Source organism: Duganella sp. CT11-25 (assembly GCF_047302815.1).
In the GTDB taxonomy this organism is placed as follows: domain Bacteria; phylum Pseudomonadota; class Gammaproteobacteria; order Burkholderiales; family Burkholderiaceae_D; genus Rugamonas.
This window is the reverse complement of record NZ_JBKBFD010000001.1, coordinates 3,630,880-3,644,927: the sequence shown is the minus strand read 5'-3', so window position 1 is coordinate 3,644,927 and position 14,048 is coordinate 3,630,880. Positions and strand designations below refer to the sequence as shown.

Below are 14,048 nucleotides of genomic sequence, written 5' to 3'. Positions count from 1 at the left end.
GCATGAATTTTTTCCCTGCACGGTTGGCGGCGCTGGACGCATGGTTCGCGCGCCGAACCGCCTTCCTGAATCACCCGCGCGCCGGCCTGGCGGCCGCCATCCTTGTGCCCTTGCTGCTGGGGCTGTTGTCGCTGGCCAGCGGCCAGGACGATGGCTGGGACATGCGCAACTACCACCTGTACAACGTCTACGCGCTGCTCAACGGCCGCATCGGCTTCGACATGGCGCCCGGCGCCTTCCAGAGCTATTTCAATCCGACCATCGAGCTGCCCTATTACCTGCTCAACAGCTGGTTGACGCCGCGCGTGGCGGGCTTCTGCATGGGCGTGCTGCACGGCTTGAACTTCGTGCTGCTGGCCGCGCTCGCGCGCCAGTTGACCGGCAATCTCCGCGTCGCCTTGCTGCTGGCCGCCGCCGGCATGTTCACTCCCGGCTTCCTGAGCGAAGTCGGCAACACCATGGGCGACAACCTGACGGCGCTGCTGGTGCTGGGCGCGTTGCTGCTGCTGGTGCGGCACTGGGACACCATGCGGCGGCACGGCGCCAGGGCTGCGCTGGCGGCGCTGGGCGCCGGCCTGGTGATGGGCATGGGCACCGGCCTGAAGCTGACCAACGCCATCTACGCGGTGGCCATGTGCCTGGCCTTGCTGGCGATCCCGCTGGCGTACCGGCGGCGGCTGTGGCTGGCGTTCGTGTTCGGCATCGGCGTGCTGGGCGGCATCGCGCTGACGGCCGGCTGGTGGTTCATGAAGATGTGGCAGGTGTTCGGCAATCCGCTGTTCCCGCAATTTAACAACCTGTTCCACAGCCCGCTGGCGCCCGAAGCCGGCGTGATCGAAAGCATCTTCCTGCCGAAAGGGCTGGTGGAGAACCTGCTGTGGCCGTTCATCTTCGCGCTCGATCCGGTGCGCGTGGGCGAGCTGCCGATGAAGCTGGCGCTCTGGCCGGCGATGTATCTGCTGGGCGCGGCGTTCATCGTGGTCCGGCTGCTGCGCCGGGTGCGCCGCGCCGGTGTGCCGGCGGCCCCGTCCGTGCCGGATGCGCAAGGCACGCGCGCCGCCTTCGTGCTGCTGTTTGTCGGCATCGCCTATCTGGTGTGGATGCGCTTGTTCAGCATCCAGCGTTATGTGATTCCGCTGGAGCTGATCGCGCCGCTGGTGATCTGGCTGCTGTGGCATGGCGTGGTCAGGTCCGCGCCGCTGGCGCGGCGCCTGGCCGGCGTCACGCTGGCCGTGCTGGCGCTGTCCGTGTTCCCGGTCGCGAACTGGGGTCACGCGGCCTGGGCCGGGCGCAGCGTCAGCGCCGACGTGCCGCCGATGGCCGCGCCCGCATCGAGCGTGATCTTCATCGCCCATTTGCATCCGCCGATGGGCTGGATGGCCATGTTCATGCCGCCGCAGGCGCGCGTGGTGCGGCTGGGCGGCATGCCGGAATCGCCGGGCTACCTGCAGCGCCTGCGGGCGGCGATCGCCGAGCGGCCCGGTCCGCACTACGTGATGCTGGGATCGAGCAAGAATGAGAAGCTGGGTGCGCTGCAGCGCAAGCTGGCGGCCGCGCAGTCGCTGGGCCTGACCGGTGACGCGGCCGGCTGCGGCAGGCTGGCATGGCTGATGCGCCATGTCCGCTTCCAGGCCGCGCTGCGCACCTTGCCGTCCGGCGGCTGCACGCTGGACCTGCTGCCGCAGCACCGGCAGGACCTGGCCGCGCTGGACCGCGAGATCGTCGGCGACGCCGCCAGGGACATGGCGCGCTTCGGCCTGGGCATCGACGCCGCCAGTTGCAGCGTGTACCAGGCGGCGGTCGGCAAGGAACCGTATCCCTACCAGTGGTGCCGGGTGACGGCCGTTCCGTAGCGCGCATCCCTATTTGCTGTGCCGCGCGACGGTGTTGGCGAAATAAAATCGTGCGCGCCGCCGGAATGGTGCGCAATTGTTTTGAACGCTTGCCAATGGCATTTGTGACATTGTTCTACCGATAGTTTCGTGGCAGTATGGCCGATCGGTTTAACGGGGGTACGATGCAATTACACGTCAAGCTGGCCTGCGCGGCCTGGTTCCTCAGCGGCTGTGCGGCGGCGCAAGCGCCGTCGGCCGAGGTGCGCAAGTTCATCCAGTACGATCAGCCGCTGATCGCCTTGACCCATGTGCGGGTGATCGACGGCAGCGGCGCGCCGGCGCAGGAAGACCGCACCGTGCTGCTGCGCGACGGCCGCATCGACGCCGTGACCGATTCCCGCAGCGCGCCGCCCAAGGGCGCACACGTGATCGACCTGACCGGCCGCAGCGTTATCCCCGGCCTGGTCGGCATGCATAACCACCTGATGTACGTCGAGTCGATCAACCGCGACGAGGACGGCAAGACGCCGCCGCCCGGCGTGTTCGTCACCGAGATCGCCTTCAGCGCGCCGCGCATGTACCTGGCCGCCGGCGTCACCACCATGCGCACCACCGGCAGCGTCGAGCCGTATACCGACCTGAATATCCGCCGCCAGATCGACGAGATGAAAATCCCCGGTCCGCACATCGACGTCACCGGCCCCTACCTCGAAGGCAAGGACACCTTCTTCCCGCAGATGGCGGTGCTGACCGAGACCGAGCACGCGCGCCGGACCGTGGACTTCTGGGCCGGAGAAGGCGCCACCTCGTTCAAGGCCTACGTGAAGATCTCCGAGGCGGTGCTGGGCGCGGCCATCGACCAGGCGCACAAGCATGGCGTCAAGCTCACCGGCCATCTGTGCTCGGTCGACTACCGCCAGGCCGCCGCGCTGGGCATCGACAACCTGGAGCACGGCCCGGTGTTCACCGACACCGAATTCGTCCCGAACCGCAAAAAGGACGTCTGCCCGTCCAGCGCGGAGGTGGCCGCGTCGTGGGAAAAAATGGAGATCGACGGCCCGCAGGTGAAGGCCTTGATCGCCGACCTGGTGGCGCGCAAGGTGGCCATCACCTCGACGCTGCCGGTGTTCGAGGCCTTTGTGCCGACCCGGCCGCTGTTGTCGCGCAAGCAGATGGCGATGATGTCGCCGGAGGCGCTGCGCAGCCATCTGGAGGCGCGCGCGCTGTCGGCGGCGGCGCCGGGCTACGCGGCGCGCCAGGAAGCGCTGCTGAAAAAGGAGATGGCGTTCGAAGTGGCCTTCGTGCGCGCCGGCGGCCTGCTGATCGCCGGTCCCGACCCGACCGGCAACGGCGGCACCTTGCCCGGCTTCGGCGACCAGCGCGAAGTGCAGCTGCTGGTGGAGGCGGGCTTCACGCCGGTCGAGGCGATCCGCATCGCCACGCTCAACGGCGCGCAGTACATGGGACGCCAGGACAGCATCGGCAGCATCGCGCCCGGCAAGCACGCCGACCTGGTGGTGCTGAAGGGCGATCCGACGCAACGCATCGCCGATATCGAAAATGTGGAAATCGTGTTCAAGGACGGCTACGGCTACGACCCGGTCAAGTTGAATGCGTCCGTTCGCGGGATGGTCGGCATACGCTGACATTTTTTTTGTTTGAACCTAGGGAGGCTTGTTTGAAGAATACTATGCTTGTTATGTCGCTGATCGCCGCTGCCTCCGCGCATGCAGCCAGCGGTCCGGAGTTTGACGCCAAGCGCCTGTCGCAGGATGTCAAAGTGCTGTCTTCCGACGAATTCGAAGGACGCGGCCCGAACACGGCCGGCGAGACCAAGACCGTCGCCTACCTGATCGAGCAGTTCAAGGCGGCCGGCCTGCAGCCGGGCGGCGACCTGGTCAAGGGCAAGCGCGTCTGGACCCAGGACGTGCCGCTGGGCCGTTTTGAAATCAAGGGTCCGGTCAAGCTGACCATCAACGACGGCAAGGCCGCGCAGGAACTCAGGCAGGGCGACGACATGGCCGTGCGCGCGGCGATGAACGGTTCCAAGCTGGTCGACTTCAAGAACGCGCCGCTGGTGTTCGTCGGCTACGGCGTCACCGCGCCGGAGCGCAAGTGGGACGACTTCAAGGGCCAGGACCTGAAGGGCAAGCTGGCGGTGGTGCTGATCAACGACCCGGACTTCGAGACCGGCGCCGGCGAATTCGGCGGCAAGGCCATGACCTACTACGGCCGCTGGACCTACAAGTATGAAGAGATGGCGCGCCGCGGCGCGCTGGGCACCATCATCGTGCACGAAACCGCGCCGGCCTCCTACGGCTGGAACACGGTGAAGAACTCCAACACCAACGTCATGTACGACATCGTGCGCAAGCAGCCGAAGGAAGCGCACGCACCGATGGAATCGTGGATCCAGCGCGACCTGGCGGTCGACCTGTTCAAGCGCGGCGGCCAGGATTTCGAGGCGCTGAAAAAACTGGCGCAGACGCGCGACTTCAAGCCGGTCGAGCTGAAAGGCGTGACCTTGTCGGCGCACTACGCGGTGGACGCGCAGGTCATCACGTCGAAGAACGTGGCGGCCCGCATCGCCGGCAGCAAGGCGCCTGGCGAGACCGTGATCTACAGCGGCCACTGGGACCACCTTGGCATCGGCCTGCCTGACGCCAAGGGCGACAAGATCTACAACGGCGCGATCGACAACGGCACCGGCATCGCCGCGCTGCTGGAACTGGCGCGCGCCTACGGCAAAGCTCCCGCGCCTGCGCGCAGCGTGGTGTTCCTGGCGGTGACGGCGGAAGAGAAGGGCCTGCTGGGCTCCGAGTACTACGCGGCCTATCCGCTGTATCCGCTGGCGACCACCGTCGGCGTGATCAACATGGACGCTCTGAGCCCGAACGGCCTGGCGCGCAACTTCACCATCTCCGGCAGCGCCAAGCTCGATCTGCTGGACCAGCTGGTGGCCAAGGCCAAGCAGTGGAACCTGGTGTACGCGCCCGATCCGAAACCGGAAGCGGGCCACTTCTTCCGCTCGGACCACTTCCCGTTCGCCAAGCGCGGCGTGCCGGCCATCTCCTACGGCTCGGGCGACGACCTGGTCGATGGCGGCCTGGCGGCCGGCCACAAGGTGGAAGAGGACTATGTGACCAACAACTACCACCAGCCTTCGGACGAGTGGAGCGCCAAGTGGACCTTCGCCGGCATGTCGCACGACCTGGGCATGCTGTATGCGCTGGGCCGCGACCTGGCCGAATCGAAGGACTGGCCTAACTGGTCCAAGGACGCGGAGTTCCGCGCCACCCGCGACGCCAGCGCGGCCAAGCGCAAGTAGGCGTCAACCAGCATAAGTAGCCGGATAGCCCCTCGCGGGGCTATTTTTTTGCCCGCTCAGCAAAGATTTTCGTTTGATGCTAATATTTAGCATCCTAAGTATATTCAAGCGAGTCTGAAATGAGCGGCTACGACAAAACCCTGATGTCCCTGACCCATACGCTGGTCCACGTGGCGCGCGCCTACAAGGCTGCGGCCGACGCGCTGGCAGCCGATTTCGACCTGTCGCACGCCAGCGCCTGGCCGATCGTGATGATTTCGCGGCTGGGCGAGGGCGCGCGTCCGGGCCAGGTGGCCGACGCCGTCGGCATCGAGCCGCCATCGCTGGTGCGTATCGTCGACCAGCTGGTTAACGCCGGGCTGGTGCTGCGCAAGGACGATCCGAGCGACCGCCGCGCCAAGACGCTGTCGCTGACGGCCGAAGGGCGGCGCATCGCGGAACGGCTGGAGAAGGCGCTGGTGCCGTTCCGCCGCGAGCTGTTCAAGGATATGCCGCAGGCCGACGTCGAAGCCTGCGTGCGCGTGCTGACCCGGCTGGACGAGGTATTGAGCGGCCAGGACGCCGCTTGATCGCAGGGTGCCGCCGTGAAGATGCCCTCGTCCAGCGAGATGCTGTTCTCGCTCAAATGTTTCATCGCCTCGATGCTGGCGCTGTATGTCGCGCTGGCGGCTGGCTTGCCGCGCCCGTTCTGGGCCATGATGACGGCGTATATCGTCGCCAGCCCGTTCTCCGGCGCGGTGCGCTCCAAGGCGCTGTTCCGCGTCTGCGGCACACTGATCGGCTGCGCCGCCACCATCGTCATGGTGCCGCGCATGGCCAACGCGCCCGAGCTGCTGTCGCTGGCGCTGGCCTGCTGGGTGGGTCTGTGCCTGTACGTCTCGCTGCTGGACCGCACGCCCCGCTCCTACATCTTCATGCTGGCCGGGTACACGGCGGGCCTGATCGGCTTCCCGGCGGTCTCCGATCCATCGACCATCTTCGATACCGGCCTGGCGCGGGTTGAGGAAATCACCATCGGCATCCTGTCGGCGACGGTGGTGCATTCGCTGGTGTTCCCGCAGGGCGTGGGCCCGGTGCTGCTGGGCCGCCTGGACCGCGCCATCGCCGACGCCCAGCGCTGGGTGGCCGAGGCGCTCAAGCCGGCCGCCGGCAAGGCGCAGTCCACCCATACGCGGCTGGCGCTGGCCGGCGAGATCAGCGACCTGCGCGTGATGTCGACCCACCTGCCGTTCGATACCTCGCAGCTGCGCTGGACATCGAGCATGGTGCATGGCCTGCACGACCGCCTGACCATGATGGTGCCGTTGCTGCTGGCGGTGGAGGACCGCTTGCAGACGCTGCGCGAAGTCGATCCCGCCAGCCTGACGCCGCGCTGGACCAAACTGCTGGACGATATCTCCTGCTGGGTACAGGCCGGCCCGGACGCCGATCCCGCGCGCGCCGCGCTGCTGCGCGCCGAACTGGCGCAACTGACACCGGCGCTGGCGCCCAACGCCAGCTGGAGCGAGATCCTGCGCCTGAACCTGGTGCAGCGCCTGGACGCCCTGGTCGAAGCCTGCGAAGACGGCCTGGAATTGCGCGGCAACGTCAACGCCGCGATGCAGGGCGGCGCCGCGCCCTACACGCCGCACCTGGCGCCGTCGGTGCTGCATCGCGACCACGGCATGGCGTTCCGCTCCGCGCTGGCGGCGGTGGCGGCGATCCTGGTGTGCAGCGCATTCTGGATCGCCACCGCGTGGCCGTCCGGCGCCGCCGCGCCGATGATGGCGGGCGTGTTCTGCTGCTTCTTCGCGACGCAGGACGATCCTGTCCCGGCCATCAAGATGTTCCTGAAGTATACGCTGCTGTCGATGCCGGTGGCTGCGCTGTACATCCTGTGCGTGCTGCCGGCGGTGCACAGCTACGAGATGCTGGTGCTGGTCATCGCGCCGGTATTCCTGGTTGCCGGCGTGTTCGTGCCGCGCGCCGCCACCGGCGGCCAGGCGATGGCCTTCTTGATCGGCATGGCGGGCACGCTGTCGCTGCAGGATACCGGCACGCTGGACATCCCCAATTTTTTGAACAGCATGCTGGCGCAGCTGTTCGGCTATATCGCCGCCGGCGTCATCACCGGCTTGATGCGATCGGTCAGCAGCGACTGGATGGCGCGCCGCATGTTGCGCACCGCGCGCAGGGAACTGGCGCAGATGGCGCAATCGCAGTCGACGCAGCCGCTGCTGAATATCTCGGCGCGCATCGTCGACCGCATCGGCCTGCTGATGCCGCGCCTGGCGGTGGCCCATCCGACGCCGGAGGCGCGCGCCGTGGCGATCGAAGCGCTGCGCGAACTGCGCGTCGGCCTGCACATCGCCCAGCTGCGCGGCTTGCAGCGGCAACTGGAGCAAGCCGGCGTGGCGCTGCGCCCACTGCTGCAAAAGCTGGGCAGCCATTTCGGCGGCGCGATGGACGGCGCTGCCGCCGCGCCGACGTCATTGCTGGAAGGGCTGGACGCCACACTGCGTGCCGTTTGCGCGGCCGGCGGCGCTGCCGCAGGCGAGGCGCGTCCACTGGCCGCCGCCGCACTGGCCAGCATGCGCCGCGACCTGTTCCCGGGCGCGGCCGCTTATCAACCGGAGATCGCATCGTGACCGCTGAGCTCAGTCTGTACGGACTATACGTACCCACCTTGCTGCTGCTGGCCATCCTCGCGCTGATTTGCACGCGCGTGCTGGGCAAGCTGCTGATGCGCGTGGGCTTCTACCGCCTGGTGTGGCATCCGGCACTGTTTGAATTTGCGCTGTTCTTTATTTTCCTGGGCGGCTTCTCAACACTATTAACGAATCGGGGCTGAAGATGAACCTCAAAACTCCCTTGGTGGCCACTGGCCGTTTTATCGTCACGATGGCGGCGGTTGCCGTCGCCGGCCTGCTGGCATGGCGTTTGTGGCAGCACTATGAAGTCGAACCGTGGACCCGCGACGGCCGCGTCAAGGCCGACGTGGTGCAGGTGGCGCCGGACGTCACCGGCCAGGTGACCGCGGTGCTGGTCCACGACAACCAGCAGGTCAAGGTTGGGCAGGTGTTGTTTGAAGTCGACCGCGCGCGTTTTGAGCTGGCCCTGCGCCAGGCGGAAGCGGCGCTGCAGGCGCAGCAGGTGGCGCTGTCGCAGGCGCAGAAGGAAGCGCGCCGCAATACCGACCTGCGCGACCTGGTGGCGGCGGAAACCCGCGAGCAGGGCGTGTCGCGCGTCGACCAGTTGCGCGCCGCGCTGGCGCAGGCCGTCATCAGCCGCGATGTCGCCAAGCTCAATCTGGACCGTACCCGTGTGGTGTCGGCGGTGAACGGCACCGTGGCCAATCTCGATCTGCGCGCCGGTTCGTATGTCAGCGCCGGACGCGCGGTGATGGCGCTGATCGACAGCGACTCCTACTATGTCGAAGGCTATTTCGAAGAGACCAAGCTGCCGGCCATACAAATCGGCGATGCGGTCGCGGTGCTGCCGATGGGCGATACGCTGCGCCTCAAGGGCCATGTCGAAAGCCTGGCCGGCGGCGTCGCGGACCGCGACCGCAGCACCTCGGCCAACCTGCTGTCGAGCGTGAACCCGACCTTCAACTGGGTGCGGCTGGCGCAGCGCATCCCGGTGCGCATCAAGCTCGATAAGCTGCCCGCCGGCGCACGCCTGGTGGCCGGCCAGACCGTGACGGTCGACGTGCAGACCAAACATTCGTGATGCGGAGGATGCGATGAACGCTGTGAAAACAATAAGCGGACTTGCGCTGGCGGCCGCGCTGGCCGCTTGCGGCACTGTCGGCCCCAATTACAAGGTACCTGAGCAGGCCGTGATCAAACGCGCCGAAGCGGGCGCGCCTTTCCTTGGCGCGAGCGAAGCGATGTACAAGCCGGAGCCCTTGCCCGCGCAGTGGTGGCGGCTGTACCAGGATCCTGTGCTCGACAAGCTGATACAGCAAGCCCTGAACGCCAACACCGATCTGCGTGTGGCTGCCGCCAACCTGGCGCGCACCCGTGCGGTGGCGCAGGAAACCGGGGACGGCAGCAAGCCGGTGGTCAGCGTCGGTGCGGCGCCGGGTGTCGGCCGTTCATCGGGCGCGGCGAAAGGTTCGCCAACCGCGTTGCACGACGTGTGGAGCTACGACACGGGCGTCAGCGTTTCTTATCAGGCCGATATGTTCGGCAAGATCGCGCGCGCGATGGAATCAGCCAACGCCGACACGCAGGCCGCGCAGGCCGGCTACGACCTGGTGCGCGTCACGGTGGCCGCCGACACGGCGCGCGCTTATGCGGACGCCTGTTCGGCGGTGCGCCAGATGACGGTGGCGCAGCAGTCGGTGGACTTGCAGCAGAAGTTTGTCGCGCTGACGGACCAGCGCACCCGCGCCGGCCGCGGCACCACCATCGACGGCACGCGCGCCCGCAGCCAGCTGGCGCAATTGCAGGCGGCCTTGCCGCCGCTGCAGGCGCAGCACCGCATCGCGCACTATCGGCTGGCGGCGCTGACCGGCCTGACGCCGGGCGAAATGAATATGCATCTGCTGCAGTGCCAGGCCGCGCCGCGCTTGACCACGCAGATTCCGGTCGGCGATGGCGCCGCGCTGCTGCGCCGCCGGCCCGACATCCGCCAGGCCGAGCGCAGCCTGGCGTCGGCCACCGCGCGCATCGGCGTGGCCACGGCCGACCTGTATCCGAGCATTAGCCTGGGCATGTCGGCCGGCAGCACCGGTTTGCTGGACCACTTCGGCGCCGCCAACGCCTTTCGCTGGAGCCTGGGGCCGTTGATTTCGTGGACCTTGCCGTCCACCGGTTCCGCGCACAGCCGCATTGCGCAGGCCGAGGCGGGCACCGACGGCGCGCTGGCGCATTTCGACGGCGTGGTGCTGAACGCGTTGAAGGAAGTGGAAAGCGCGATGACCGTCTATGCGCGCGAACTCGATCGCAACGCCGCGCTGAAGACCGCGCGCGACGAAAGCGCGCTGGCATCAGAACAGTCGCACCGGCTGTACCAGTATGGCCGCACCGACTTCCTGTCCGTTCTGGACGCCGACCGCACGCTGGCCGCGACCGACGCCGCCTGGGCCGCGTCGGATGCGCAACTGGCCGGCGACCAGATCGCGCTGTTCCTGGCGCTGGGCGGCGGTTGGGAGACGCCGCTGGCGCACTAAGCCGGCCGGCTCAGAGCCGCGACAACGCTGGCCCGTCCCGTTGGCCGAGCCAGGTGGTGGCGAAGCGCTTGCGCGTCGCTTCCAGGGCGGCCTTGTCGCCGCGCTGGCGATACAGCTCCATCAAGCCGCTGAGCGCCCAGCCATTGCTGGGCGTGCGCGCCAGCGAAGCACGCAATACCTGTTCGGCTTCATCCAGCCTGCCGGCGCGCATCAAGGCCACGCCCAGCGATTGCCGCACCGGGTAGTACCAGTACGGCGGCTCGGTATAAGGCAGGCCATCCTGGACATCGACCGCTTCCTGGTACGCCTTGATGGCGCCGGCCAGGTCGCCCTGGGCGTCGGCCAGCCGGCCGTTGGCGACGGCGCGCGCGGTGTGTGCGATCTCCTGCGCCGGCACCTTGGCATCGACCACCGGCTTGAGCGCGCCGCTGCGCTCGATCGCCTCGATCGCGGCCACCTCCTTGCGTCCCTGCTCGACGGCGCCCTTGCGCGCATAGCCGACGGCGCGCGCGTAGTGCCACATGGCCTTCACCAGCGCCAGATCGGATCCGGGATCGGGCAACGCCAGCAGCGTATCGGGCTGGCTGAACTGAACGTGCGAGAAGTACAGCGCCGCTTTGACCGGCTGCATGACGGCGAAGTCCTTCAGCAGTTCCGGCGACAGCGACTTGTCCAGTTTGGCCGCCGCGCCGAGTGCCGTCCTGCCGTCGCCGCCCATCAGCGCCGACACCATCACGAAGTGGATGTTGTGCGGGTAGTAGGCGCCTTTGTAGACCGGATCGCTGGCGGCGCCACGGAGGTATTTTTCATCGACGGCGATGGCGTCGATATTGCTTTTCAGGGCCTCCTTGTAGTAGCCGAGGCGGTAGTAGATATGCGACGGCATGTGCACGATGTGGCCGGCGCCGGGCGTCTGCGCGGCCAGCCGGCGCGCATGGGGCAGGGCCCGTTCCGGCTGCGTCGAGGCTTCCACCGCGTGGATGTAGTAATGGATGGCGCCCGGATGGTCCGGGTTGCGCTTGAGGACAGTTTCAAGCGCCGCCACCATGTCGGCGGTACTCCCCTTGGGCTGCGCGCCGCCGGCGGCCCAGTAGTCCCACGGCGACAGGTCCATCAGCGATTCCGCGAACAGCACCTGGATGGTGTCGTCGGCAGGGAAGGCGTGCGCGGCGGCGGCCATGGCGTCGGCATACGCCTGGTCCAGCGGCGCGCGGTCTTGCGGCGGGTTCTCGGCGTAGCGTTTCGATACCGCCTGGATCAGCGCCTGCTCGACGGGCGCGGCGCGCGCGGCCAGGCTGACTGCGCGCGCGGCGGCGGCAGCGGCCGGCGCTACCGCGTCCGGGAACATCGGCGCGTTGATGTTCGGTCCCAGCACCAGCGCCTCGCCCCAGTAGCACATGGCGCAGTTCGGATCGAGTCGCTGCGCGGCGCGGAAGGCGCGTGCCGCTTCGGCATGATTGAAGGCGTAGGTCAGGCGCATGCCCTGATCGAAGTAGGCCTGGGCCCTGGGGCTCGCGGTCGTGATGGAGACGTGCAGCTTGCCGAGGTCCCGGTACAACGGCGGCATGCCGCCGGCCGCCGGCGCCGTCGCTTGCTGTCCGGGCTGGAACGGCTTGGTTTCGGCTTGTGCCAGAACGAGGCGGTCCAGCAACGGCGGGCGTCCGGCCTGGGCGGCGGTGCAGACGCCACCGCCGTCGAATAGCGGGTCGAAGGGGGCGGCGCCCGGCGTGGACGGCAGTAGTGCCAGCGTCAGGCCGCCGGCGCCGGCGGCCGCCGCTGCCGCAATGCGCATGATTCTTGGGATATTCATGTTGTCTCCTGCCTGGCCTTATAAGGCCTTTAGACCCGGTTAGACTGTGCGCTGGCTGCCGGAGTTCCTCCGCTGGCTAGCGCGGCTTGCCGAACACCTGCGTCCAGTAGACGATGCCCGGGCGCTGCTCGGCCGTCACGCCGTAGGCCGCGCCCATCTCGGTGAAGTCGCGATTCATGATGTTGGCGCAGTGGCCCGGGCTGGTCAGCCAGCCGGCCAGCGCGGCCTGCGGCGAGTTCTGGCCGAAGGCGATGTTCTCGCCGATGCGTAGCCAGGCATAGCCGGCGCGCTGTGCGCGAAGGCCGACCGTGCTGCCATCCTTGGCGGTGTGGTTGAAGTAGCGCTGCGTCGCCATGTCTTGGCTGTGGGCCAGTGCGGCCGCGCCCAGCGCCGGATTCCAGCGCAGCGGCGGCGCCGGCGGGAACTGCTGCATGCCGCAAGTGCGGGCCTCGGCGCGGGCGGCGTTGACGCCGTCAAGAATGCGCTGCCCGGCGTCCTGCCATTCCGGGTATGTCGCCGACGGCAGCGGCGGCGCGGGCCGGGCCAGCACCACGGTCCAGCTGGCGCCATCGCGGTAGGCGCCGATCGCGGCATAGCGGGTGCTCAGCAGCGTGGCGCAGTAGTTCTTCTGCAGCGCCTCCATCGCCGCGCCGGCGTCCTCGGCGCCGCCGACGAACATGGCATAGGCCTGCTCGGCGGCGTAGCCCGCGCGCTCCAGCGCCGCTTCGATGATGATGCCCGCACCGATGCGGATGGCGGACAGCGCCGGCTGCGGCGTCAGCGGCCCCACCGGCTGCGCCGGACGGCCTTCGCAGGTACCGGGCGCGGCGCGGTAGGCGTTGACCAGCGCGGTCAACTGGCTCGCATCCTGGGCGGCGGCGGCCGGCAGCGCGGTGCAGACGCAGGCGCCGACGCCAACGCCAACCAGTGCGGCAAGCCGCGCGATCACTCTGATTTTCATTGCTTCCTCGTTGGACTGCGAACCGCCGCGTTATCTCCCGGTCTAACCTATCCTTTACCGGGAGAGTGCCATGAATGCTGATTTTAACGCCATCAAGCAACGCCAGCAGGCTACATGGGCCAGCGGCGACTTCGCCGTCGTCGGCGTCACGCTGCAGATCGTCGGCGAAATGCTGGCGGAGGCCGCCGACATCCGCGCCGGCGAGCACGTCATCGACATCGCTGCCGGCAACGGCAACGCCACGCTGGCCGCCGCGCACCGCTTCGCGCAAGTGACGTCCACCGACTACGTGCCGGCGCTGCTGGAGAAGGGCCGCAGGCGCGCCGAGGCGGAAGGCATGGTGGTGCATTTCCAGGAAGCCGACGCCGAGGCGTTGCCGTTCGAGGACGCCAGCTTCGATGTCGCGCTATCGACGTTCGGCATCATGTTCACGCCGGACCACCTGCGCTCTTCCGCCGAAATGCTGCGCGTGGTGCGGCCCGGCGGCCGCATCGGCATGGCCAACTGGACGCCTGAAGGCGTCGTCGGCCAGCTGTTCAAGACGATAGGCAAGCATGTGCCGCCGCCGGCCGGCCTGAAGTCGCCGGCGCTGTGGGGCACGGAAGATTATCTGCGCGAACTGTTCGGCGCCGGGACGGCGCAGATGCGGGTGGAGCGCAAGCACTTCAACTTCCGTTACGCATCGCCTGCGCACTGGCTGCAGGTGTTCCGCGACTACTACGGACCGGTGCACAAGGCCTTCGCCGCGCTCGACGAGCAAGGCGTGCTGGCGCTGGAGCAGGATCTGTTCGCGCTGCTGGACCGCTTCAACACGGCGGGCGAGGCGTCGCTGATCGTGCCGGGAGAATATCTGGAGGTGGTGATCACGCGCGCTTGATAGGGGGACGCGGCAGCGACAGAAATGAAAAAGCACCGGAAGCCGGTGCTTTTTTACATATTAAGAACTTCACTTGAGA

At 67.8% G+C, this 14,048-nt stretch carries 11 protein-coding genes; 9 read left to right on the top strand and 2 right to left on the bottom strand.

Annotated elements, in window-relative coordinates; translation table 11 throughout:
- Positions 1 to 2: 2 nt before the first annotated feature.
- From ACEN9F_RS15725 to ACEN9F_RS15690, 8 genes are all read left to right on the top strand, one after another.
- Complete coding sequence (locus tag ACEN9F_RS15725) at positions 3 to 1,853, top strand: hypothetical protein (protein WP_413421075.1); 1,851 nt, start codon at positions 3 to 5, stop codon at positions 1,851 to 1,853.
- A 164-nt stretch (positions 1,854 to 2,017) separates the two neighbouring features.
- On the top strand, positions 2,018 to 3,481 hold the full coding sequence (locus tag ACEN9F_RS15720) for an amidohydrolase family protein (RefSeq protein ID WP_413421073.1): 1,464 nt from the start codon (positions 2,018 to 2,020) through the stop codon (positions 3,479 to 3,481).
- 44 nt (positions 3,482 to 3,525) lie between these two features.
- Positions 3,526 to 5,163 carry a M28 family metallopeptidase gene (locus ACEN9F_RS15715; protein WP_413421071.1) on the top strand — a complete coding sequence of 546 codons (1,638 nt, stop codon included), beginning with the start codon at positions 3,526 to 3,528 and terminating at the stop codon, positions 5,161 to 5,163.
- Positions 5,164 to 5,282: 119 nt separating this feature from the next.
- On the top strand, positions 5,283 to 5,732 hold the full coding sequence (locus ACEN9F_RS15710; RefSeq protein ID WP_413421070.1) for a MarR family winged helix-turn-helix transcriptional regulator: 450 nt from the start codon (positions 5,283 to 5,285) through the stop codon (positions 5,730 to 5,732).
- A 21-nt stretch (positions 5,733 to 5,753) separates the two neighbouring features.
- Positions 5,754 to 7,790 (top strand): FUSC family protein, encoded by a 2,037-nt coding sequence (locus tag ACEN9F_RS15705; protein WP_413427081.1) that lies wholly within the window; start codon positions 5,754 to 5,756, stop codon positions 7,788 to 7,790.
- The gene (locus tag ACEN9F_RS15700) at positions 7,787 to 7,993 is read left to right on the top strand and encodes a DUF1656 domain-containing protein (protein WP_413421068.1); all 207 of its coding nucleotides are present in this window, start codon (positions 7,787 to 7,789) and stop codon (positions 7,991 to 7,993) included. The genes ACEN9F_RS15705 and ACEN9F_RS15700 overlap by 4 nt, the downstream gene beginning before the upstream one ends.
- Positions 7,994 to 7,995: 2 nt before the next feature.
- Positions 7,996 to 8,874: a biotin/lipoyl-binding protein gene (locus ACEN9F_RS15695; RefSeq protein WP_413421066.1), complete on the top strand. Its 879-nt coding sequence runs from the start codon at positions 7,996 to 7,998 to the stop codon at positions 8,872 to 8,874.
- 13 nt (positions 8,875 to 8,887) lie between these two features.
- On the top strand, positions 8,888 to 10,321 hold the full coding sequence (locus ACEN9F_RS15690) for an efflux transporter outer membrane subunit (RefSeq protein WP_413421064.1): 1,434 nt from the start codon (positions 8,888 to 8,890) through the stop codon (positions 10,319 to 10,321).
- Positions 10,322 to 10,331: 10 nt separating this feature from the next.
- Here the strand turns inward: ACEN9F_RS15690 and ACEN9F_RS15685 are convergent, their stop codons facing one another.
- Both ACEN9F_RS15685 and ACEN9F_RS15680 read right to left on the bottom strand, forming a co-directional pair.
- Positions 10,332 to 12,131, bottom strand: a complete 1,800-nt coding sequence (locus tag ACEN9F_RS15685; RefSeq protein ID WP_413421062.1) for a hypothetical protein — start codon at positions 12,129 to 12,131, stop codon at positions 10,332 to 10,334.
- 76 nt (positions 12,132 to 12,207) lie between these two features.
- Positions 12,208 to 13,092, bottom strand: coding sequence for a CAP domain-containing protein (locus tag ACEN9F_RS15680; protein ID WP_413421060.1), 885 nt, complete (start codon positions 13,090 to 13,092; stop codon positions 12,208 to 12,210).
- A gap of 70 nt (positions 13,093 to 13,162) precedes the next feature.
- Between ACEN9F_RS15680 and ACEN9F_RS15675 the strand changes: the two genes are divergently transcribed.
- Positions 13,163 to 13,969: a class I SAM-dependent methyltransferase gene (locus tag ACEN9F_RS15675; protein WP_413421058.1), complete on the top strand. Its 807-nt coding sequence runs from the start codon at positions 13,163 to 13,165 to the stop codon at positions 13,967 to 13,969.
- The last annotated feature ends 79 nt before the right edge of the window (positions 13,970 to 14,048 follow it).

Coding starts and splice junctions, on each gene's coding strand:
- ACEN9F_RS15705 (WP_413427081.1), top strand. CDS start 5,754: ATGCCCTCGTCCAGCGAGATGCTGTTCTCGCTCAAATGTTTCATCGCC.
- ACEN9F_RS15695 (WP_413421066.1), top strand. CDS start 7,996: ATGAACCTCAAAACTCCCTTGGTGGCCACTGGCCGTTTTATCGTCACG.
- ACEN9F_RS15715 (WP_413421071.1), top strand. CDS start 3,526: ATGCTTGTTATGTCGCTGATCGCCGCTGCCTCCGCGCATGCAGCCAGC.
- ACEN9F_RS15720 (WP_413421073.1), top strand. CDS start 2,018: ATGCAATTACACGTCAAGCTGGCCTGCGCGGCCTGGTTCCTCAGCGGC.
- ACEN9F_RS15725 (WP_413421075.1), top strand. CDS start 3: ATGAATTTTTTCCCTGCACGGTTGGCGGCGCTGGACGCATGGTTCGCG.
- ACEN9F_RS15690 (WP_413421064.1), top strand. CDS start 8,888: ATGAACGCTGTGAAAACAATAAGCGGACTTGCGCTGGCGGCCGCGCTG.
- ACEN9F_RS15710 (WP_413421070.1), top strand. CDS start 5,283: ATGAGCGGCTACGACAAAACCCTGATGTCCCTGACCCATACGCTGGTC.
- ACEN9F_RS15680 (WP_413421060.1), bottom strand. CDS start 13,092: ATGAAAATCAGAGTGATCGCGCGGCTTGCCGCACTGGTTGGCGTTGGC.
- ACEN9F_RS15685 (WP_413421062.1), bottom strand. CDS start 12,131: ATGAATATCCCAAGAATCATGCGCATTGCGGCAGCGGCGGCCGCCGGC.
- ACEN9F_RS15675 (WP_413421058.1), top strand. CDS start 13,163: ATGAATGCTGATTTTAACGCCATCAAGCAACGCCAGCAGGCTACATGG.